This window comes from Pseudomonas sp. HMSC063H08, assembly GCF_001813645.1.
GTDB lineage: Bacteria > Pseudomonadota > Gammaproteobacteria > Pseudomonadales > Pseudomonadaceae > Pseudomonas > Pseudomonas aeruginosa.
On the sequence record NZ_KV813599.1, the window covers coordinates 14,157 to 35,802 of the forward strand.

20 protein-coding genes are annotated in these 21,646 nt (G+C 68.5%); 12 read left to right on the forward strand and 8 right to left on the reverse strand.

Annotated features, from left to right (window positions below):
• Positions 1-4 precede the first annotated feature (4 nt).
• The 5 genes from dgcB to HMPREF2924_RS28665 form a co-directional block, all read right to left on the reverse strand.
• Positions 5-1,966 carry a dimethylglycine demethylation protein DgcB gene (gene dgcB / locus HMPREF2924_RS28645; protein ID WP_003136289.1) on the reverse strand — a complete coding sequence of 654 codons (1,962 nt, stop codon included), beginning with the start codon at positions 1,964-1,966 and terminating at the stop codon, positions 5-7.
• Positions 1,967-2,069: 103 nt separating this feature from the next.
• Positions 2,070-4,130 (reverse strand): dimethylglycine demethylation protein DgcA, encoded by a 2,061-nt coding sequence (gene dgcA / locus HMPREF2924_RS28650; RefSeq protein ID WP_003096745.1) that lies wholly within the window; start codon positions 4,128-4,130, stop codon positions 2,070-2,072.
• A 15-nt stretch (positions 4,131-4,145) separates the two neighbouring features.
• Entirely contained in the window at positions 4,146-4,676 is a 531-nt protein-coding gene (locus HMPREF2924_RS28655) for a DUF5943 domain-containing protein (RefSeq protein WP_003107282.1), read from the reverse strand.
• 126 nt (positions 4,677-4,802) lie between these two features.
• Positions 4,803-5,780, reverse strand: coding sequence for a dipeptidase (locus HMPREF2924_RS28660; protein ID WP_003106042.1), 978 nt, complete (start codon positions 5,778-5,780; stop codon positions 4,803-4,805).
• Positions 5,781-6,001: 221 nt separating this feature from the next.
• On the reverse strand, positions 6,002-6,472 hold the full coding sequence (locus HMPREF2924_RS28665; protein WP_004364701.1) for a nuclear transport factor 2 family protein: 471 nt from the start codon (positions 6,470-6,472) through the stop codon (positions 6,002-6,004).
• A 153-nt stretch (positions 6,473-6,625) separates the two neighbouring features.
• Here HMPREF2924_RS28665 and cls point away from each other — a divergent pair, with 153 nt between their 5' ends.
• The 5 genes from cls (at position 6,626) to argE (ending at position 12,065) form a co-directional block, all read left to right on the forward strand.
• Positions 6,626-8,098: a cardiolipin synthase gene (cls, locus tag HMPREF2924_RS28670; protein ID WP_004364699.1), complete on the forward strand. Its 1,473-nt coding sequence runs from the start codon at positions 6,626-6,628 to the stop codon at positions 8,096-8,098.
• 293 nt (positions 8,099-8,391) lie between these two features.
• Entirely contained in the window at positions 8,392-9,744 is a 1,353-nt protein-coding gene (locus HMPREF2924_RS28675; RefSeq protein ID WP_004364698.1) for a flavin-containing monooxygenase, read from the forward strand.
• Positions 9,744-10,166: a RidA family protein gene (locus HMPREF2924_RS28680; RefSeq protein WP_003096732.1), complete on the forward strand. Its 423-nt coding sequence runs from the start codon at positions 9,744-9,746 to the stop codon at positions 10,164-10,166. The genes HMPREF2924_RS28675 and HMPREF2924_RS28680 overlap by 1 nt, the downstream gene beginning before the upstream one ends.
• A gap of 13 nt (positions 10,167-10,179) precedes the next feature.
• Positions 10,180-10,854: a DUF1028 domain-containing protein gene (locus tag HMPREF2924_RS28685; RefSeq protein WP_003106037.1), complete on the forward strand. Its 675-nt coding sequence runs from the start codon at positions 10,180-10,182 to the stop codon at positions 10,852-10,854.
• Between the two features lie 56 nt (positions 10,855-10,910).
• Entirely contained in the window at positions 10,911-12,065 is a 1,155-nt protein-coding gene (gene argE, locus HMPREF2924_RS28690; RefSeq protein WP_003106035.1) for an acetylornithine deacetylase, read from the forward strand.
• On the opposite strand, the gene cdhR is transcribed toward argE, so the two are convergent.
• Positions 11,995-13,005 carry an HTH-type transcriptional regulator CdhR gene (cdhR, locus tag HMPREF2924_RS28695; protein WP_003114442.1) on the reverse strand — a complete coding sequence of 337 codons (1,011 nt, stop codon included), beginning with the start codon at positions 13,003-13,005 and terminating at the stop codon, positions 11,995-11,997. The two genes, argE and cdhR, sit on opposite strands and share 71 nt — an antisense overlap.
• A gap of 210 nt (positions 13,006-13,215) precedes the next feature.
• Here cdhR and HMPREF2924_RS28700 point away from each other — a divergent pair, with 210 nt between their 5' ends.
• The 5 genes from HMPREF2924_RS28700 (at position 13,216) to HMPREF2924_RS28720 (ending at position 17,629) form a co-directional block, all read left to right on the forward strand.
• Positions 13,216-14,154 (forward strand): choline ABC transporter substrate-binding protein, encoded by a 939-nt coding sequence (locus tag HMPREF2924_RS28700; RefSeq protein WP_004364694.1) that lies wholly within the window; start codon positions 13,216-13,218, stop codon positions 14,152-14,154.
• A 72-nt stretch (positions 14,155-14,226) separates the two neighbouring features.
• A complete protein-coding gene (locus HMPREF2924_RS28705; RefSeq protein WP_003096716.1) occupies positions 14,227-15,111 on the forward strand; it encodes a 3-dehydrocarnitine:acetyl-CoA trimethylamine transferase CdhC in 885 nt (294 codons plus the stop codon).
• Positions 15,112-15,162: 51 nt separating this feature from the next.
• Complete coding sequence (locus HMPREF2924_RS28710; RefSeq protein WP_003106031.1) at positions 15,163-16,128, forward strand: L-carnitine dehydrogenase; 966 nt, start codon at positions 15,163-15,165, stop codon at positions 16,126-16,128.
• Positions 16,129-16,178: 50 nt separating this feature from the next.
• Positions 16,179-16,658 carry a thioesterase family protein gene (locus HMPREF2924_RS28715; protein WP_003106030.1) on the forward strand — a complete coding sequence of 160 codons (480 nt, stop codon included), beginning with the start codon at positions 16,179-16,181 and terminating at the stop codon, positions 16,656-16,658.
• Between the two features lie 5 nt (positions 16,659-16,663).
• Positions 16,664-17,629 carry an acylcarnitine hydrolase gene (locus HMPREF2924_RS28720; protein WP_004364692.1) on the forward strand — a complete coding sequence of 322 codons (966 nt, stop codon included), beginning with the start codon at positions 16,664-16,666 and terminating at the stop codon, positions 17,627-17,629.
• Here HMPREF2924_RS28720 and HMPREF2924_RS28725 read toward each other — a convergent pair.
• Positions 17,603-18,670: a YeiH family protein gene (locus HMPREF2924_RS28725; RefSeq protein WP_004364690.1), complete on the reverse strand. Its 1,068-nt coding sequence runs from the start codon at positions 18,668-18,670 to the stop codon at positions 17,603-17,605. The two genes, HMPREF2924_RS28720 and HMPREF2924_RS28725, sit on opposite strands and share 27 nt — an antisense overlap.
• Before the next feature lie 107 nt (positions 18,671-18,777).
• Here HMPREF2924_RS28725 and HMPREF2924_RS28730 point away from each other — a divergent pair, with 107 nt between their 5' ends.
• The gene (locus tag HMPREF2924_RS28730) at positions 18,778-19,671 is read left to right on the forward strand and encodes a LysR family transcriptional regulator (RefSeq protein ID WP_003142060.1); all 894 of its coding nucleotides are present in this window, start codon (positions 18,778-18,780) and stop codon (positions 19,669-19,671) included.
• A gap of 268 nt (positions 19,672-19,939) precedes the next feature.
• Entirely contained in the window at positions 19,940-20,188 is a 249-nt protein-coding gene (locus HMPREF2924_RS28735; RefSeq protein ID WP_003096701.1) for a hypothetical protein, read from the forward strand.
• A 45-nt stretch (positions 20,189-20,233) separates the two neighbouring features.
• Here the strand turns inward: HMPREF2924_RS28735 and HMPREF2924_RS28740 are convergent, their stop codons facing one another.
• Positions 20,234-21,337, reverse strand: a complete 1,104-nt coding sequence (locus HMPREF2924_RS28740) for a choline metabolism transcriptional regulator GbdR (RefSeq protein WP_003096699.1) — start codon at positions 21,335-21,337, stop codon at positions 20,234-20,236.
• Between the last annotated feature and the right edge of the window lie 309 nt (positions 21,338-21,646).

Sequence of the window (21,646 nt, forward strand, 5' to 3'; positions counted from 1 at the left end):
CTCATCAATGCACCTCCGCCACGGCTTCACGCCGCACCGGCTTTTTTGCCGGCGCTTCCGCCTGCTCTATCAGCGCTTCCGCCACCAGCTCGGCGATGTCCTTGATCTCCGGCCGCGGTGCCACCACGCCTTCGAGCATCGCGGTGCACTGCGGGCAGCCGACGGCCACCAGCTCGGCGCCGGTCTCGCGGATGTCGGCCATGCGCATGTCGGGAATCCGTTGCTTGCCGGGGATGTCGGTGATCGGCGCGCCGCCACCGCCGCCGCAACAGCGCGAGCGGAAGCCGGAGCGTTGCATTTCCTTGACCTCGATGCCGAGTGCGCGCAGCACGTTGCGCGGCGCCTCGTACTCGCCGTTGTAGCGGCCCAGGTAGCAGGGGTCGTGGTAGGTGACGCTGCCGGCCTTGCTGCGGCCCGGTTGCAGTGTGCCGGCGCGCAGCAGTTCGTCGATGAAGGTGCTGTGGTGCAGTACCTGGTAGTCGCCGCCGAGGGCGCCGTATTCGTTCTTCAGCACATGGAAGCTGTGCGGGTCGCAGCTGACGATGCGGGTGAAGCGGTATTTCGCCAGGGTCGCGATATTGCGCCTGGCCAGGTTCTGGAAGGTCGCCTCGTCGCCCAGCCGGCGCGCCACGTCGCCGCTGTCGCGCTCCTCCAGGCCGAGCACGGCGAAGTCCACCGCGGCCGCCTTGAGGATCTTCACGAAGGCGCGCAGGGTGCGCTGGTTGCGCATGTCGAAGGCGCCGTCGCCGACCCAGAACAGCACGTCGGCGCTCTTCTTCTCGTTCATCAGCGGCAGGTTCAGGTCGGCCGCCCAGTTCAACCGGCCGCCGGGGGCGAAACCGCCGGGGTTGTCGGTGGCGATCAGGTTGTCCAGCACCTCGGCGCCCTTGTTCGGCGTGGCGCCTTTCTCCAGGGTCAGGTGGCGGCGCATGTCGACGATGGCGTCGACGTGCTCGATCATCATCGGGCACTCCTCGACGCAGGCCCGGCAGGTGGTGCAGGACCATAGGGTGTCGGCGTCGACCAGGGCCTTGCCATCCAGCGCGACGATCGGCTGGTGCGGGCCGCCGCCGTGCTCGCCCAGCGGTTTGCCTGGATAGGGGCTGCCGGCGAACTTCGCGTCGTTGCCTCCGGCCAGGCCGATGACCATGTCCTGGATCAGCTTCTTCGGGTTCAGCGGCTGGCCGGCGGCGAACGCCGGGCACATCGCCTCGCACTTGCCGCACTGCACGCAGGCGTCGAACCCGAGCAACTGGTTCCAGGTGAAGTCGCTGGGTTTTTCCACGCCCAGCGGCGCCTGCGGATCGGCCAGGTCGAGCGCCTTGAGGCCGGTGGAGCGGCCGCCGCCGAAGCGTTCGGCGCGGCGGTGCCAGGCCAGGTGCAGGGCACCGGCGAAGGCGTGCTTCATCGGCCCGCCCCAGGTCATGCCGAGGAACAGCTCGGACACGCCCCAGACCACGCCAATGGCGAGGAGGCCGGCGAGGAACCAGCCGCCGAAGCCTTCCGGCAGGATGCCGGCCACCGGCAGGGTGGCGAGGAAGAAGCTCGCGGCGAACGCCAGCAGGCTCTTCGGCAGGCGCATCCAGGGGCCCTTCGACAGCCGCGACGGTGGGTCGAGGCGGCGGCGGGCGACGAACAGCGCGCCGACGAACATCAGCGCCGTGGCCGCCAGCAGGGCGAAGCCGAGGATCCGGCCGTGCAGCCCGAAACCGTGTACCAGGATCGCCAGCAGCGCCGCCAGGACGAAGCCGCCGGCGGTGGCGACGTGGGTCCTGGACATGTACCTGTCGCGCTCTACCACATGGTGCAGGTCCACCAGGTAGCGACGCGGCATCTGCAAGAGGCCGCCGATCCAGTCGACCTTGGCGGGTCGGCCGCGGCGCCACATGAGGAAGCGCTTCGCGGCGCCGAGCACGGCAAGTGCCAGGGCGGCGAAGAGCAGAACGGGAAGGAGGGTGTCGAGCATTTCTGGTCTCCCTGCGGGACGTCAGGCGGCGCTGGATCGGCCCCCTCTCCCGCTTGCGGGAGAGGGGGGGCGGCCGTGCCGGTCGGATGCCACGAGGCGTGTCTTAGAAATCCTTGCACAAGCGCAGCGCGTCATAGATCGCCGCATGGGTGTTGCGCTGGGCCACGCAGTCGCCGATGCGGAACAGCAGGTAGCCTTCTCCGGGCTGGCTGAGGCAGGGCTGCGGCTGGATCGCGAACAGCGCCTCGACGTCGATCTGGCCCTTGTTCCGCGAGCCCTGCTTGAGCGCGTAGTAGAGGCTCTCGTCGGGGCGCACGCCGTTTTCCACCACCACCTGGTCGACCACCCGCTCTTCCCGCGCGCCGGTGTATTCGTTCTCCAGCACCGCCACCAGCTTGTCGCCCTCGCGGTAGACCTTCTCCAGCATTAGGTCGCCGGTCATGATCACTTCCTTGGGATACATGCTGCGGTAGTAGGTGGGGAAGGTGGTGCCGCCGATGGCCACGCCCGGCTTGATGTCGTCGGTGACGATCTCCACCTGGGCGCCCTTGTCGGCGAGGAAGTCCGCCACCGACATGCCGCTGAACTCGCAGATGGTGTCGTAGACCAGCACGTTCTTGCCTGGCTCGACCGTGCCGTCGAGCACGTCCCAGCTGCTCACCACGAGGCCGTCGGCGGCGCCCCAGTGTTCGTTCTGCTCGAGGAACGGATGTCCGCCGTTGGCCAGCACCACCACGTCCGGGCGCAGGTCGAGGATGGTCTCGGGGTCGGCCGCGGTGCCCAGGCGCAGGTCGATGCCCAGGCGCGCCAGCTCCAGCTGGTACCAACGGGTGATGCCGGCGATCTGGTCGCGTTGCGGCGCCTTGGCGGCGGTGGTGATCTGGCCGCCGAGCTGCTCCTTCTTCTCGAACAGGGTCACGTCGTGGCCGCGCTCGGCCGCCACGCGGGCCGCTTCCATCCCGGCTGGCCCGCCGCCGACCACCACCACCTTGCGCTTCGGTCCGGCGGACTTCTCGATGATGTGCGGCACGCCCATGTATTCGCGGGAGGTCGCGGCGTTCTGGATGCACAGCACGTCCAGGCCCTGGTACTGGCGGTCGATGCAGTAGTTGGCGCCGACGCACTGCTTGATCTGGTCGACCTGGCCCATCTTGATCTTGGCGATCAGGTGCGGGTCGGCGATGTGCGCGCGAGTCATGCCGACCATGTCCACGTAGCCGCCTTCGAGGATGCGCGTAGCCTGGTTCGGGTCCTTGATGTTCTGCGCGTGCAGCACCGGCACGTCGACCACTTCCTTGATGCCGGCCGCCAGGTGCAGGAACGGCTCCGGCGGGAAGGTCATGTTGGGGATGACGTTGGCCAGGGTGTTGTGGGTGTCGCAGCCGGAGCCGACCACGCCGATGAAGTCGAGCATGCCGGTATCGCTGTAGTACTTGGCGATCTGCTTCATGTCCTCGTGGGACAGGCCGTCCGGGTGGAACTCGTCACCGCAGATGCGCATGCCGACGCAGAAGTCCTCGCCGACCTCGGCGCGCACCGCCTTGAGCACCTCGAGGCCGAACTTCATGCGCCCCTCGAAGCTGCCACCCCATTCGTCGGTGCGCTTGTTGACCCGCGGGCTCCAGAACTGGTCGATCATGTGCTGGTGCACGGCGGACAGCTCGACACCGTCCAGGCCGCCTTCCTTGGCGCGGCGGGCGGCCTGCGCGTAGTTGCCGATGACCCGCCAGATCTCCTCCACCTCGATGGTCTTGCAGGTGGCGCGGTGCACCGGCTCGCGGATACCCGACGGCGACATCAGGGTCGGCCAGTGGTAGCCGTCCCAGCGCGAACGGCGCCCCATGTGGGTAATCTGGATCATGATCTTGGCGCCGTGCTTGTGCATGGCGTCCGCCAGGTTCTGGAAGTGCGGGATGATCCGGTCGGTGGACAGGTTCACCGAACTCCACCACTGCTGCGGGCTGTCGATGGCGACCACCGAGGAGCCGCCACAGATGGCCAGGCCGATGCCGCCCTTGGCCTTTTCCTCGTAGTACTTCACGTAGCGCTCGGTGGTCATCCCGCCGTCGGTGGCGTAGACCTCGGCGTGGGCGGTGGAGAGCACGCGGTTGCGGATGGTCAGCTTGCCGATCTGGATCGGCTGGAACATTGCTTCGAAGGCCATGACCCTTTCCTCGGCTTACAGGGGTTTGACGACGAACAGGCCGTCTTCGTGACCGTCCTCGGCGCCGCTGTAGACCTGTTCGGCCACGGTGCGCAGGCTGCTGCCGCGGGCGGCGAGGATCTGGTCCATGGCGCCGGCGAACCAGCCGGTGAACATGTAGTCGACCTTGCGATTGACCTTGCCGTAGACGTAGACGAAGGCGGAGTGCCGCAGGCGGACCTCGGCGGTGCCTTCCTCGAGGTTGATCCGCTCGATCTCGAACAGGCCCCAGCCGCGCTGGGACAGGCGCTTCATGTAGTGCTCGAACACCGCCACGCCCTCCAGGCCGTGACATTCGGCTTCCTTCTCGCACCAGTGCCAGGCGGACTTGTAGCCGGCCTTGTAGAGGATCTCGGCGTAGGCGTCGGCGCCCAGCACTTCCTCGATGCCCATGTGGTTGTTGACGAAGAAATGTCGCGGTACGTAGAGCATCGGCAGGGCGTCGGTGGTCCAGACGCCGGTCTCGCTGTCGACCTCGATGGGCAGTTGGGGGGCGTGTTTGGCCATGGTGTAAGCTCCGATTCTTTAGACTCCCTCTCTCCCTTCGGGGAGAGAGGCGGGGAGAGGGAAGATGGGTGCGATGCAATGCCCCTCCCTGGAGGAAGAGGCGACGAGTCGGGAGTGGGCCGGGAGTTACTCGCCCCAGACGTCGCGCAGGACCCTTACCCAGTTCTCGCCCATCACCTTGCGCACCACGCGCTCGGGCATGCCGCGCTCGAGCAGGGTCTCGGTGAGGTTGGGGAATTCGCCGACGGTGCGGATGCCCAGCGGGTTGACGATCTTGCCGAAGTTGGTCAGGCGCCGGGCGTAGCCCTTGTCGTGGGTCAGCCACTCGAAGAAGTCGTGGCCGTGGCCCTGGGTGAAATCGGTGCCGATGCCGATGGCGTCCTCGCCGACGATGTTCATCACGTACTCGATGGCCTCGGCGTAGTCGTCGATGGTCGAGTCGATGCCTTTCTTGAGGAACGGCGCGAACATGGTCACGCCGACGAAGCCGCCATGGTCGGCGATGAACTTCAGCTCCTCGTCGGACTTGTTGCGCGGGTGTTCCTTGAGGCCGGACGGCAGGCAGTGGGAGTAGCAGACCGGTTTCTTCGATTCGAGGATGACCTCTTCGGAGGTCTTGCTGCCGACGTGGGAGAGGTCGCACATGATGCCGACCCGGTTCATCTCCGCGACGATCTCCCGACCGAAGCCGGAGAGCCCGCCGTCACGCTCGTAGCAGCCGGTGCCGACCAGGTTCTGGGTGTTGTAGCACATCTGCACGATGCCCACGCCGAGCTGCTTGAACACCTCGACGTAGCCGATCTGGTCCTCGAATGCGTGGGCATTCTGGAAGCCGTAGAGGATGCCGGTCTTGCCCTGCTCCTTGGCCTTGCGGATGTCCGCGGTGCTGCGCACCGGGATCACCAGGTCGCTGTTGTCGCGGATCAGCTTGTTGCTGGCGACGATATTGTTCACCGTCGCCTGGAAGCCTTCCCATACCGATACGGTGCAATTGGCGGCGGTCAGGCCGCCCTTGCGCATGTCCTCGAACAGTTCGCGGTTCCACTTGGCGATGATCAGACCGTCGATGACGATGCTGTCGGCGTGCAATTCGGCTGGGCTCATCTGGCATACCCCTTTCAGGCTGGGCGCGCCGGGACTTGTGCCGACGCTTTGGGGGCAGCATATCGTCGGGGCCCGGCGCGACCCGGCCCGAAAACGACCAGGGTCGTGCCGAAAGCGTCAAGCGTGCGACCGCAACGACGGAGGGCAATGTCGCGGATGGAACAGGCGCTGGCCGCCCGGGGCCGCCAACGGGGAGTGCGCGCGCTCCTGCCGGCGCGGGTTCAGAGTCCGAGTTCGCCGAGCGACGGATGGTCGTCCGGCCGGCGCCCCAGCGGCCAGCGGAACAGCCGCTGGTCCTCGCGGATCGGCAGGTCGTTGATGCTGGCGTGACGTTCGTACATCAAGCCCTGCTCATCGAACGCCCAGTTCTCGTTGCCGTAGGAGCGGAACCAGTTGCCCGAGTCGTCGTGCCATTCATAGGCGAAGCGCACGGCGATGCGGTTGCCGGTAAACGCCCAGAGTTCCTTGATCAGCCGGTACTCCTGCTCGCGCTGCCACTTGCTGCTGAGGAATTCGACGATCCGCTCGCGGCCGCGGACGAAGGTCGAGCGATTGCGCCAGACGCTGTCGGGGCTGTAGGCCAGCGAGACGCGCTGCGGGTCGCGGCTGTTCCAGCCGTCCTCGGCGGCGCGGACCTTCTGCGCGGCGGTTTCGGCGGTGAAGGGGGGAAGCGGGGGACGGACGTCGCTCATGGCGGGCTCCTCGGTCTGCGGTGGTTTTCGATGGGAACAGCGTAGGGCAGGGCGAGCGCGGCCGAATGACGTCGATCCCACGGATCCTGCCAATCCCGCCTCGCCCCCTGGCTGTTTGCCAGGCTGGCCAGACCTACCCCGGAGAGGGCTATGATGGCCGCCACCGGAGTGGACAAGGATCGACCTCGCGCAATGACCTCCACCACCTACCTCGGCCTGCTGCTGGTCGGCATCCAGGTACTCGGCTTCGTCGCCGCCATCCATGCCGTGCTCACCGTGCGCACCGCACAGGGCGCGATCGCCTGGGCCACCTCGCTGGTATTCATGCCGTACCTGACCCTGCTGCCGTACCTGGTGTTCGGTCGCAGCCGTTTCGACGCCTACATCGAGGCGCGGCGCCAGGCCAACCGCGAGATGCACCTGGCGGCCGCCGAGCTGGACTGGCGTCCCTGGGTCGAGGAGGCCCTGGCGGCCCGCCAGGTCAGCGGCTACAAGGGGCTCAAGGCGCTGGTGCGGATGACCCGCACGCCGACCCTGGCGAACAACCGGGTGCGCCTGCTGGTCAACGGCGAGGCCAGCTTCGAAGCGATGTTCAAGGCGATCTCCGCCGCCCGCCAGGTGATCCTGGTGCAGTTCTTCATCGTCCGCGACGACGCCCTCGGCCAGCGCCTCCAGCAACTGCTGCTGGAACGCGCGGCCAACGGCGTCGAGGTGTTCTTCCTCTATGACGCCATCGGCAGCCACGCGCTGCCGCACCGCTATGTCGAGCGGCTGCGCCAGGGCGGCGTGCAGGTGCACGGCTTCAGCACCGGCAGCGGCATGCTCAACCGCTTCCAGGTGAATTTCCGCAACCACCGCAAGGTCGTGGTGGTGGATGGCGAGTGCGGTTTCGTCGGCGGGCACAACGTCGGCGTCGAGTACCTCGGCGAGAAGCCGCCGCTGGCGCCCTGGCGCGACACCCACATGGAACTGCGCGGGCCGGCGGTGGCGTGCCTGCAGGAAAGCTTCGCCGAGGACTGGTACTGGGCGACCCACAGCCTGCCGCCGCTGATCCTGCCGCCGCAGTACGACAGCGAGGGCGCGCTCTGCCAGGTGGTCGCCAGCGGCCCGGCGGATGCCCAGGAAACCTGCTCGCTGTTCTTCGTCGAGATGATCAACGCCGCCCACGAGCGGGTCTGGATCACCTCGCCGTATTTCGTTCCCGACGAAGCGGTGATGGCCGCCCTGCGCCTGGCGGTGCTGCGCGGCGTCGACGTGCGCCTGCTGATCCCCTCGCGCCCGGACCACCGCACGGTGTATGCCGCGTCCAGCCTCTACGCGCTGGAGGCGATCCGTGCCGGGGTCAAGGTGTTCCGCTACCAGCCCGGCTTCCTCCACCAGAAGGTGGTGCTGGTGGACCGCGACACCGCCGCCGTCGGCAGCGCCAACCTGGACAACCGTTCGTTCCGGCTGAATTTCGAGGTGATGGTGGTGACCGTCGACGAGGGCTTCGCCGGTGAGGTGGAGGCGATGCTCGAGGCGGACTTCGCCGAGTCGCTCGAATTCACTCCGGAAGACCGCCGCAGCGTGCGCCGCCTGCAGCAACTGGGGATGCGCGTGGCGCGGCTGGTCTCGCCGATCCTCTGAAAACCTTCGCGGACTCTGTACGTCGGCAAAACCGCGTTGGAAACGGCTTCGGAAAACTCGGTTGCCGTTCGGAGACTCCGCTTCCCCGGCCGTTTTCGCCCGGTTTCTCCAGCTCGCCAGATCGTCGGCAGGTCCTGAGCGACGCCTCTGCCGCCCGCCGACCGCGCGGGCGTGCAGCTTTTCCCTAGCCAGCGACTACAAAAATCATAATTTCGCTATTCCCCGGCTCTGAACAGAATGCGGCCATCACGCAACCGCAGAACAAGAACGACCAGAGTCCGAGGAACCGAGCCATGACCGACCTGAATCGCACCGCCTTGCCCTCGCGCACGGACGGGACCGTGGAAAAGACCGACACCCTCGTCGTCGGCGCCGGCCAGGCCGGCGTGGCGATGAGCGAGCACCTGAGCCGGCTCGGCGTGCCGCACCTGGTCCTGGAGCGCAACCGCATCGCCGAGGCCTGGCGCAGCGGACGCTGGGACTCGCTGGTGGCCAACGGCCCGGCCTGGCACGACCGCTTCCCGGGAATGGAATTCGACATCGATCCCGACGGTTTCCCCGGCAAGGACCAGGTGGCGGCCTATTTCGAGGCCTACGCGAAGAAATTCGACGCGCCGATCCGTACCGGCGTCGAGGTGAGGAAGGTGGTGCGCAATGTCGGCCGCCCCGGCTTCACCGTGGAAACCTCCGCCGGGACCATCGAGGCCAACCGCGTGGTCGCCGCCACTGGCCCGTTCCAGCGTCCGGTGATCCCGCCGATCGCGCCGCGCGACGAGCGTATCCGGCAGTTCCACTCGGCCCACTACTACAACCCGCAGCAGCTGCCCGAAGGTGCGGTACTGGTGGTCGGCGCCGGTTCGTCGGGGGTACAGATCGCCGACGAGCTGCAACGTGCCGGGCGCCAGGTCTACCTCTCGGTGGGCGCTCATGACCGTCCGCCGCGTTCCTACCGCAACCGCGACTTCTGCTGGTGGCTGGGCGTGCTCGGCGAATGGGATGCGGAAGTCGCCAAGCCCGGGCGCGAGCATGTGACCATCGCCGTGAGCGGTGCCCGCGGCGGACATACCGTGGACTTCCGCGCCCTGGCGCATCAGGGCGTGACCCTGGTCGGACTGACCGAATCCTTCGTCGACGGCGTCGCGACCTTCCGGCCGGACCTGGCGGAGAACCTGGCGCGCGGCGACGAGAACTACCTGGCGTTGCTCGACGCCGCCGACGCCTATATCGCCCGCAACGGCCTCGACCTGCCGGAAGAGCCCGAGGCGCGCCGCCGGCTGCCGGACCCGCAGTGCGTGACCGATCCGATCCTCGAACTGGACCTGGCCGAGGCCGGGGTGGGCAGCATCATCTGGGCCACCGGCTATGCCGTCGACTTCGGCTGGCTGCAGGTCGATGCCTTCGACCGCGACGGCAAGCCGCGCCACCAGCGTGGCGTGTCCAGCGAACCCGGCGTGTATTTCATCGGCCTGCCCTGGCTGTCGCGGCGCGGCTCCTCGTTCATCTGGGGCGTCTGGCACGACGCGCGCCATGTCGCCGACCACATCGCCATCCAGCGCAAGTACCTCGCATACCGCGACGCCGCCCAGCGCCAGGAACAGGACCGCGCCTCGCAAGCTCCGCAAACCAGCCTCCAGGAAGTCAGCTGATGCCTACCCATACCCGCATTCGCATGTTCAACACCAAGGACACCTACCCCAACCAGTCCCTGGACAACGATCTCTGCCAGGCCGTGCGCGCCGGCAACACGGTGTACGTGCGCGGCCAGGTCGGCACCGACTTCGACGGCAACCTGGTCGGCCTCGGCGACCCGCGCGCCCAGGCCGAGCAGGCGATGAAGAACGTCAAGCAACTGCTTGAGGAAGCCGGCAGCGACCTCTCGCACATCGTCAAGACCACCACCTACCTGATCGATCCGCGCTACCGCGAGCCGGTCTATCGCGAAGTCGGCAAGTGGCTCAAAGGGGTGTTCCCGATCTCCACCGGACTGGTGGTCTCGGCCCTCGGCCAGCCGCAGTGGCTGATGGAGATCGACGTGATCGCGGTGATTCCCGACGACTGGCAGCAATGAGGAGGCGCGCGCCATGACCTTTTCCATCGTCGGCCGCTGCGCCGAAACCGGCCAGTTGGGCATCGCCATCAGCTCGTCGAGCATCGCCGTCGGCGCCCGTTGTCCCTGGCTGCGCGCCGGCACCGGCGCGGTGGCTACGCAGAACATCACCCTGCCGGCGCTCGGCCCGCAGATCCTCGACCGCCTCGACCAGGGCCTGGCCCCTGGCGAAGCGCTGGACCAGGCGCTGAGCAGCAACGGCTATGGCCAGTATCGCCAGGTCACGGTGATCGACCAGCACGGCCGCACCGCGCTGTTCACCGGCCGCGAGGCGCTCGGCGTGCACCATGCGCGGGCCGGCGAACAATGCGTGGCGGCCGGCAACCTGCTGGCCGCGCCGGAAGTGATCGAGGCGATGGTGGATGCCTTCGAGAACGCCGAAGGCCTGCTCGCCGAGCGCCTGCTGGCGGCGATGCGTGCCGCGCTGGCCGCTGGTGGCGAAGCCGGGCCGGTGCATTCGGCGGCGCTGTCGGTGGTCGGCGACCTGCTCTGGCCGGTGGTCGACCTGCGCGTCGACTGGGCCGAGCACGACCCCATCGGCCAGCTCGAGCGACTGTGGCTCGCCTACAAGCCGCAGATGCAGGACTATGTGACCCGCGCCCTCGACCCGACCCGTGCGCCGAGCTACGGCGTGCCCGGCGACGAGTGAGCGGGTCGTTCCCTTCCTCGACGGCGCAGCGCGAGACCTGCGCCCTGGAGCCCGACATGCCCGGCAGCCGCGACATCCTCGCCGACCTGGTGGCCTTCGACACCGTCAGCCGCGAGTCCAACCTGGCGCTGATCGACTACGTCCGCGACTACCTGGCGGGTTTCGGCGTCGACAGCGAACTGTTCTTCGACGCCGACGGCCGCAAGGCCAATCTCTACGCCACCATCGGCCCCAGCGACCGTGGCGGCGTCTGCCTTTCCGGGCATACCGACGTGGTGCCGGCGGACGGCCAGGCCTGGAGCGTGCCGCCGTTCCGGCTCAGCGAGCGCGATGGTCGCCTCTACGGGCGTGGCACGGCGGACATGAAGGGCTACCTGGCCTGCGTGCTGGCGGCCGTCCCGGCGTTCCTCGCCGCGCCGTTGCGCCTGCCGGTGCACCTGGCGTTCTCCTACGACGAGGAAGTCGGCTGCCTGGGCGTCCGTTCGCTGCTCGCGGCGCTGGAGCGGCGTCCGCACAAGCCGTTGCTGTGCATCATCGGCGAGCCCACCGAGCTGAAGCCGGTGCTCGGCCACAAGGGCAAGCTGGCCATGCGCTGCGAGGTGCACGGCGCGGCCTGCCATTCGGCCTACGCGCCGCAGGGGGTGAATGCCATCGAATACGCCGCGCGGCTGATCGGCCGCCTCGGCGAGATCGGCGCGCGCCTGGCGGTGCCGGAGCGCCACGACCGGCGTTTCGACCCGCCCTACTCGACGGTGCAGACCGGACTGATCCAGGGCGGCCGGGCGCTGAACATCGTGCCCGCCGAGTGCCGCTTCGACTTCGAGGTCCGCGCGCTGCCGGCGGACGACCCGCGGCAGGTCGCCGAGGAACTCCGCGACTATGCCGAAAGCGAACTGCTGCCGCGGATGCGCGCGGTGGAGCGAAGTACCGATATCCGCTTCACGCCGCTATCGGCCTATCCCGGCCTGCTCACCGCAGACGACAGCCAGGCGGCGGAGCTGATCGGCCTGCTCAGCGGTTCGACGGATTTCTCCACCGTGGCCTTCGGCACCGAGGGCGGGCTGTTCCACCAGGCCGGTATCCCGGCGGTGATCTGCGGTCCCGGCAGCATGGACCAGGGCCACAAGCCGGACGAGTTCGTCAGCCTCGCTCAGCTCGAGGCGTGCGATGCCCTGCTGGCGCGCCTGGCGGCGTGGCTGCGGGAGCCTTGAGCGGCAGCACCGCGCGATCCTGGCTGGGACTGGCGGCGAAGCGCGCGCGGTAGCTGCGGGAGAAGTACGACGGCGACTCGAAGCCGCAGGCCAGGCTCACCTGTAGCACGCTGAGGTCGGTCTGGCGCAGCAACTGGCGGGCCTTGTCCAGGCGCAGGCCGAGGTAGAAGTTCGAGGGCGTGTCGTCCAGGTGCACGCGGAACAGCCGTTCCAGCTGGCGGCGGGTGACCTGGATGCGCTCGGCCAGCTCCAGGGTGGTCAGTGGCGGCTCGGTATGCCGCTCCATCTCGCCGATCACCTGCACCAGCTTGCGGTTGCTCACGCCATAGCGGGTCGCCACCTGCAGGCGCTGGTGGTCCTGGCGCGGGCGGATGCGGCCGAGCACGAACTGCTCGGAAACCTGCACCGCCAGTTGCGGACCGTGGGCCTGGGCGATCAGGTCGAGCATCAGGTCGATGGAGGCGGTGCCGCCGGCCGAGGTGATGCGCGGCCCGTCGATCTCGAACAGCTCCTGGGTCACGCTCAGTTGCGGGTAGGACTCCTGGAAGGCGTCGATGGCTTCCCAGTGCAGGGTCGCGCGGCGCCCGTCGAGCAGACCGGCCTCGGCCAGCACCACGCTGCCGGTATCGATGCCACCGAGGGTCACGCCGTTGCGGTCGAGCTTGCGCAGCCACTGCACCAGTGCCGGGGTGACCGCCCGCAGCGGCTCGAAGCCGGCCACCACGAACAGCAGGTCGCCTTTCTTCAACGGCTCCAGCGCGCCGTCGCTGTTCACCGACATGCCATTGCTGGCCAGCACCGGACCGCCGTCGGCGCTGAGCACGTGCCAGCGGTAGAGGTCGGCGTGGAAGCGGTTGGCCACGCGCAGTGGCTCCACGGCGGAAACGAAGCCCATTACCGAGAAGCCGGGCAGCAGGAGAAACCAGAAGTCCTGGGACATGGGGCGCTCCGGGGTTGAGGTTGCGCAGCCTGTGTGTAGCGCAGGCCCGCCGCGCTTGGCAATGGCCAGGTCGCTGCAGTGCAAGAGCTGGTCGCCGCAGTGCGCTTCGCCGCCGTCCCGGCTGCGTACCTTGGTCGCCAGGGTCGGTCTCGCAAGGGGCCGGCGCCCACCTCGCAGAAAAACAATCAATAGCCGCACGAGGGGAGACCGATGAAGACGACGATTCGCCAGCTGGGCTGCGCCCTGCTGTTCCTGGCCAGTGGCGCCGCCCTGGCCGCCGAACCCGAGGAGTGCCGCACGGTGCGCCTGGGCACGGTGAACTGGACCGACGTGGTCGCCAGCAGTGCCGTGGCCGAAGCCTTGCTCGACGGCCTGGGCTACCAGGTGAAGCAGACCAGCGCCTCGCAACAGATCGTCCTGGCCGGCCTGGCCGACAAGCAGCTGGACCTGTTCCTCGGCTACTGGCAACCGACCATGCAGCCGGTCGCCAGGCCTTACCTGGACAAAGGCCGGATCGAAGTGATCGAGCCGCCGACCCTGGCCGACGCGCAGTCCACCTATGCGGTGCCGAGCTACGTCGCCGAGGGTGGGCTGAAGACCTTCGCCGACATCGCCCGCTTCAAGGACAAGCTTGGCGGCCGCATCTACGCCATCGAGCCGGGCAGCGGCTCGAACCGCATCACCCGGAAGATGATCGACGACAACCGTTTCGGCCTGAAGGGCTTCCAGCTGGTGGAGTCCAGCGAGGCCGGGATGCTCACGGCGGTGAAGCGGGCGATCAAGCGCAAGCAGTGGGTGGTGTTCTTCGGCTGGAAGCCGCATCCGATGAACCTGCAGATCGACATGACCTACCTCACCGGCAGCGAGGATGTGTTCGGTCCCGACGAAGGCGCGGCCACCGTCTCCACCATGACCGCCGCCGGCTACCAGGCTCAGTGCGGCAACGTCGCCCGGCTGCTGCACAACCTGCGCTTCAGCAGCGCCCAGGTCAGCCAGGTGATGGCGCCCATCCTCGATCGCACCCAGCCCCTCGACGCCGCGCGCCAGTGGCTGAAGGCCAACCCCGAGCCGCTGAAGGCCTGGCTGGATGGCGTGAGCACCTTCGACGGCAAGGACGGCCTGGCCGCGCTCCAGGCCTCGCTGAAGTAACCCGCACCTATCCGTTCCGCCCGGCGCGGCCGGGCGGGGCTTCGTACACCCCGAATACAGGAAGCTACCACCGTGAACCATGAAGTCATCGTCACCTGCGCGGTGACCGGCGCCGGCGATACCGTCGGCCGGCATCCGGCGATCCCGGTCACTCCGAAACAGATTGCCGAGGCCGCCATCGAGGCGGCCAGGGCCGGCGCCACCGTCGCCCACTGCCACGTCCGCGACCCCGCCACCGGCAAGCCCAGTCGCGACGTGGCGCTGTACCGCGAAGTGGTCGAGCGTATCCGCGAAAGCGACACCGACGTGATCATCAACCTCACCGCCGGCATGGGCGGCGACCTGGAGATCGGCAAGGGCGAGCAGCCTCTGGAGTTCGGTGCCGGCACCGACCTGGTCGGTCCGCTGGAGCGGCTCAGGCATGTCGAGGAGCTGCTGCCGGAAATCTGCACCCTGGACTGCGGCACCCTCAATTTCGGCGACGGCGACTACATCTACGTCTCCACCCCTGCGCAGCTGCGCGCCGGCGCCCGGCGCATCACCGAGCTGGGGGTCAAGGCCGAGCTGGAAATCTTCGATACCGGCCACCTCTGGTTCGCCAAGCAGATGCTCAAGGAAGGGCTGCTGGAGGATCCGCTGTTCCAGATCTGCCTGGGCATTCCCTGGGGCGCGCCGGCCGATACCACGACCATGAAGGCGATGGCCGACAACCTGCCGCCGGGGGCGACCTGGGCCGGCTTCGGCATCGGCCGCACGCAGATGCCGATGGTCGCCCAGGCCATGTTGCTGGGCGGCAACGTGCGGGTCGGCCTGGAGGACAACATCTGGCTGGACAAGGGCGTGCCGGCGAGCAACGGCAGCCTGGTGGAGCGCGCCATCGAGATCATCGAGCGCCTCGGCGGGCGTGCCCTGAGCCCGGCGGAAGGGCGCCGCAGGATGAACCTGAAGCCGCGCTGATTTCTTCCTCCCCGCCCCGTCGGGGGCGGGAACAACCTTCTGGAGATGTCCATGTCCTTCGTCACCGAGATCAAGACCTTCGCCGCCCTCGGTAGCGGCGTCATCGGCAGCGGCTGGATCGCCCGCGCCCTGGCCCACGGCCTCGACGTCGTCGCCTGGGATCCGGCGCCGGGCGCCGAAGCGGCGTTGCGCGCGCGCGTCGCCAATGCCTGGCCGGCCTTGCGGAAACAGGGCCTGGCGCCCGGCGCGGCGCAGGAGCGCCTGCGTTTCGTCGCGAGCATCGAGGAATGCGTAGGCGACGCCGATTTTATCCAGGAGAGCGCCCCCGAGCGGCTCGACCTGAAGCTCGACCTGCACGCCAGGATCAGCGCCGCGGCGCGGCCCGACGTGCTGATCGGTTCGTCCACCTCGGGCCTGCTGCCCAGCGAGTTCTACGCCGAGGCGAGCCACCCCGAGCGCTGCCTGGTCGGCCACCCCTTCAATCCGGTCTACCTGCTGCCGCTGGTGGAGGTGGTCGGCGGCGAACGCACCGCTGTCGAGGCCGTGCGGGCGGCGATGCGGGTCTACGAGTCGCTGGGCATGCGTCCGCTGCACGTACGCAAGGAAGTGCCCGGCTTCATCGCCGACCGCTTGCTCGAGGCGCTCTGGCGCGAGGCGCTGCACCTGGTCAACGACGGCGTGGCCACGACCGGCGAGATCGACGATGCGATCCGCTTCGGCGCCGGCCTGCGCTGGTCGTTCATGGGCACCTTCCTGACCTACACCCTGGCCGGTGGCAACGCCGGCATGCGCCACTTCATGGCGCAGTTCGGCCCGGCGCTGCAATTGCCCTGGACCTACCTGCCGGCGCCGGAACTCACCGAGGCCCTGATCGACCGAGTGGTGGAGGGCACCGCCGAGCAGCAGGGTGCGCGCAGCATCGCCGAGCTTGAGCGCTACCGCGACGACTGCCTGTTGGCGGTGCTCGGGGCGATCAGGGAAACCAAGGCCCGGCACGGCTTCGCCTTCGCCGAGTGACATGACGCGCCTTCCGCCCCGCCGGGCGGAGCGCAACCACGGAGCATGCCATGAGCCAAGCCCTGACGACCTACGAGACGCCGGTCCTGCCCGAGTGGGTGGACTACAACGGCCACTTGCGCGATGCCTTCTACCTACTGCTGTTCAGCTACGCCACCGATGCGCTGATGGCGCATATCGGCCTGGACAGCCAGAACCGCGACGCCAGCGGACACTCGCTGTTCACCCTGGAATGCCACCTGAACTTCCTCCACGAGGTGAAGGAGGGCGCCAGGGTCGAGGTGCGCACGCAACTGCTCGGTCACGATCGCAAGCGCCTGCATATCCACCATGCCCTGTACCTGCCTGGCAGCGGGCAGGCGCTGGCGCTGAGCGAGCAGATGCTGCTCCACGTCAGCCTCGACGGCCCGCGCTCGGTGCCGTTCGCAGGCGAGGTGCTGGCGCGGGTCGAGGCGCTCGCCGAGGCACATCGCGCGCTCCCCGTGCCGGAAGGTGTCGGTCGGGTGATCGGCCTGCCGCCGCTGCGCTGAGCGCGATGGCTGCGAAGTATCCGCTGTCTCCGGCGATGTGGCGCTTCGTCGAGCACAGCCGGGCGTTCGCCAGCGACAGTCCGCGCCTGGATGCGCAACGTGCGGCCTACGCGCGGATGTGCCAGGCGTTCGCGCCGCCGCGCCCGGCCGGTTTGCGGGTGCTCGACTCCTGCTTGCCGGCCGCGCCGCCGGTGCGCGTGCGCCGCTATCGCCCCGACCGCCCGGCACCGCCCGGCGGTTGGCCGGCGCTGCTCTACCTGCACGGTGGTGGCTGGATGCTCGGCGGCCTCGATTCACACGATTTCATCTGCGCCGACCTGGCGGCGCGCCTGGGCCTGCTGGTGCTGGCGGTGGATTACCGACTGGCGCCGGAGCATCCGTTCCCGGCGGCATTGCAGGATTGCCTGCGTGCCTGGCAGGCGCTGAGCCTGGGCGAGCTGGACGAAGCGCTGGATGGGCGACGCCTGCTGGTGGCCGGCGACAGCGCCGGCGGCAACCTGGCGGCGGCGCTGTGCCTGGCCCTGCGCGATGGCGGCGCGCCGTCGCCGGCTGCGCAGATATTGCTCTATCCCTTGCTGTCCGCCGCGCCATCGCCCTCGCGGATCGACTGCGTCGACGCGCCGTTGCTCGGCCTCGGCGATGTGCAGGCGTGCCTGGACGCCTACCTGCCGCTGGCGGCGCTGCACCGACAGCCGCTGGCGCTGCCCCTGGAGGCCGCTGATTTCACTGGCCTGCCGCCGGCCTTCGTGGCGGTCGCCGAATTCGATCCGCTGCGCGACGACGGCGAGCGCTATGGCGCAGCGCTACGCGCGGCGGGTGGCGAGGCAGGGTTCTATCCGGGAAACGGGCTGGTCCATGGCTGCCTGCGCGGCCACGGCATCGACGAGGTGGAAGCCCTGCACGAGGCCTTGCGACGGGCCGTGCAGGGCTTCCTGGCGGAGGACTCAGGCGAGCGCCAGGCGGGTGAGTAATCCACCGCCGAGCACCAGCCAGGCGAATAGCAGGGCGGCCAGCAGCAGCGGCTTGAGGCCGGCGCGGCGGATCGCCGAGAGGTGCGTGCCAAGGCCGAGGCCGGCCATTGCCATGGCCAGGAGGAAGGTGTCGAGGTCGTTGACGTGGCTGACCAGCGCCGGCGGCAGGCTGACCAGCGAGTTGAGCCCGGCGACCAGTACGAAGCCGACGGCGAACCAGGGAATGGTGATCTTGGTCGCGCCGCTGTGCTGCCGGCGGTGCGCCTTGTCGCGTGCCAGCCAGGCCGAGAGCAGGATCAGGAAGGGCGCCAACATCATTACCCGGACCATCTTGGCGATCACCGCGGTATCCGCTGCCTCTATGCCGATCGAGCGACCCGCGGCGACCACCTGGGCCACCTCGTGCACCGTGGCGCCGATGTACACGCCCCAGGTGCCAGGGTCGCGTGGCAGCAGCCCCCAGTCCTGGTCGAACTGGAACAGCGCCGGATAGAGGAAGATGCCCAGGGTGCCGAACACCACTACGGTGGAGACCGCCACCGCGACCTGTTCGGCGCGGCCGCGCACCACCGGCTCGGTGGCCATCACCGCGGCGGCGCCGCAGATCGAACTGCCGGCGCCGATCAGCAGGGTGGTGGTGCGGTCCAGGCCGAACAGCCGGGTGCCGAGCAGGCACGCCAGGCCGAAGGTGCTGGCGAGCATCAGGGCGTCCAGCAGCACGCCGTGCAATCCGACGCCGGCGATGTCCTGGAAGGTCAGGCGCAGGCCGTAGAGGATGATCCCGGCGCGCAGCAGGATCTGCTTGGAGAAGCCGACGCCGGCGGCGCTGCCGGCGGCGATCCGAGGGTACAGGGTGTTGCCGACGACGATGCCGAGCACGATGGCCAGGGTCAGCGCGCTGATGCCGTTGTGCTGCAACCATTGCGAACGACCCAGGAGGATCGCCGCGCCGGCCAGGGCGGCGCTGAGCAGCAGGCCGGGGATGAGTTTCTGGACCTGGGCCAGGGGTCTGGTACCGGTCTTGACGGGGAGGGTGTGCATCCTTCGCTCCTCAGGTGAGGTCACGGGACGCAGGTTAGGTAGCGGGCATGAATTTGTGAAACGAATAGTTTCTGTATTAAATACCTGAAAAACAGGTAGGTGAGTCCATGGCCCTCAGTTTCCGTCAGCTCCAGATCTTCTGTGCGGTGGCTCGCTGCGGCAGTACCACGGCGGCGGCGGAATCCATCTCGCTGTCGCAGTCGGCCACCAGCGCTGCGCTCAACGAGCTGGAGTCGCAGCTTTCCACGCGCCTGTTCGACCGGGTCGGCAAGCGCCTGCAACTGAACGAGGTCGGCCGCCGCTTCCTGCCCCAGGCATTGCGCCTGCTCGACGGGGTGGCGCAACTGGAGCAGCAGTTCGCGGTTTCCGCCGCGCCCCAGGCGAGCCTGACGGTGGCGGCCAGCAGCACCATCGGCAACTACGTGCTGCCACGCCTGCTGGCCTCCTTCGAGCGGGAGCAGCCGGGGGTGAGGGTCAACGCCAGCATCGGCAACACCGGTTCGGCGGTGCAGGACGTGGTGACCTTCGCGGCGGACATCGGCCTCATCGAAGGCCCCTGCCACGAGCCGGGCCTGCGGGTGGAGCCCTGGCTCGAGGACAGCCTGATCGTGGTGGCGGCGCCCGGCCACCCGCTGGCCTTGCGCACCCAGGTCTCCCGCGAGGCCCTGCGCCGTGCGCGCTGGCTGCTGCGCGAGCCCGGCTCGGGCACGCGCGAGGAGGTCAGCCACGCCCTGCTGGGCCACCTGCATTACCTGGAAGACAGCCTGGACCTGGGCAGCTCCGAGGCGATCAAGCACAGCGTCGCCGCCGGGCTGGGCATCAGTTGCCTCTCGCGCTGGGTGGTCGAGGAACAGTTGGCCTCCGGCGCGCTGGTCGAACTGCGCAGCAGCCTGCCGCCGTTGCGCCGGCGTTTCTACATGCTGCGCCAGCGCGACAAGTTCCTCTCGCCGGGCTTCGAGCGCTTCTGGGAACACTGTCGGGCGGGACTCGGCGCCGGCTAGCCGGCTCCCGGTAAAAAGATCCCCCTGCCGCGCCCGACGCGCGGAGGGGGATGAAAAAGGAGCCAGGAACGGCCCTCAGTGTGAGTCTGGCGTTTTCCGGAAGCCGTCCGCTGCATTCCGCAAGCCGCTGGAGGTGATTGTGGCGGTGTCGCTGACGGTCGAATTAGCCGAAAACGACCTGCCCATGTCCAGGCGGGACAGCCCCCTTGCCGGGAGCGACGTGGGCTCAGCAGAATCGATGGCAATCCCCATCGAAGGAGCTGCCGCGATGATGCACGCCGATCTGATCGACCAGGACGATTTCCGCGAACGCCTGCAGGCGCTGGGCTTCAGCGTGCCGCCGGACTCGACTCCGGAGCAGGCCTGCGAATACGCCGTGCGCGGCCTCAGCCCGGAGCGCGCCCAGGCGCTGCGGCGGCTGGTGGAGGACATGCTCGGCGGGCACGCCACGCTGCTGCCGGCGGTGCGCGAGGCGATTTCCCGGCAACTGCTGCCGGCGCTGGTGCCGCGGGGCTGACAAGGCCCTGCCCGCCCCCGTGGACGGGCGGGCAGGGACGCGCGGTCAGATCCGCACGCTGGCGAAGGTCGACTCGCCCTGCGCCTGGCTCAGGGCCGACAGCGCCGAGGAGTTGGGCATCAGCGCCAGGTCCTGCGGGATCGGCATCAGCACCACCGGCTGGCCCAGCGGCTGACCCTGGCGCTCGTCGCGCGGCGGGATGCCGAAGTACTCGCGGTAGCACTTGGAGAAGTGCGGGGTGGAGACGAAGCCGCAGACCGAGGCCACCTCGATGATCGACATGGACGTCTGCTTGAGCAACTGGCGGGCGCGGATCAGGCGCAGCTTCAGGTAGTAGCGCGACGGCGAGCAGTGCAGGTACTTCTGGAACAGCCGCTCGAGCTGGCGACGCGAGACGTTGACGTAGACCGCCAGTTCGTCGAGGTCGATCGGTTCCTCCAGGTTGGCCTCCATCAGCGCGACGATCTCCTGCAACTTCGGCTGGTTGGTGCCGAGCATGTGCTTGAGCGGCACGCGCTGGTGGTCCTGCTCGTTGCGGATGCGCTCGTAGATGAACATCTCGGAGATCGCCGCCGACAGCTCGCGGCCATGCTCGCGGCCGATCAGGTGCAGCATCATGTCCATCGGCGCGGTGCCGCCGGAAGAGGTGAAGCGGTTGCGGTCGATGGAGAACAGGCGGGTGCTCATGGCCACCCGGGGGAAGGCTTCCTGCATCGCCGCCAGGCATTCCCAGTGCACGCTGCAATCGTAGCCGTCGAGCAGGCCGGCGCGGGCCAGCGCCCAACTGCCGGTGCACACCGCGCCGAGGCGCCGACCCTGGCGGGCCTGGGCCTGGAGGAACGTGACGTGCTCGCGGGTGACGCTGCGCTGGATGCCGACGCCGCCGCAGACGATCACGCAATCCACTGCCGGGGCGTTGTCGGTACCGGCGTCGGGGGTGATCTGCAGGCCGTCGCTGGCCCAGACCTGGCGGCCGTCCAGGCTCAGCGTATGCCAGCGGTAGAGTTCGCGTCCCGAGAGCTGGTTGGCCATGCGCAACGGTTCCACCGCCGAGGCCAGGGAGATCAGGGTGAAGTTATCCAGCAGCAGGAAGCCGATGGACTGCGGATTTCGGTTCTGTGGCGGAACTCCGGGCGCGTACGTGGTCATGGGTGTATCTCCTCACGCTGAGCAAGCAGGCCTCTCACGAGGCTTTTTTTATGATTGTTGGAATTTCCGGGTGGCTGCTTGGGCCACGCCGTCGGCGTTGCTTGTAACCAGAGCAAGGCAAATGCCATGCCTATATTGATTGGTCGTTCAATCAAAAAAGCCGGAAGGCTTTAGCCCGGCATTTCCACTCGGGCCTGGCACAACGACAGCATGGGCGACGGCTGGCGGCGCGCCGCGCGCCTGGGCATTTCGGTAGCACCAGGGCGGCCCCCGGCGAGAAGGCGGGGCAGCGGCCGTGGCGACAAAGGT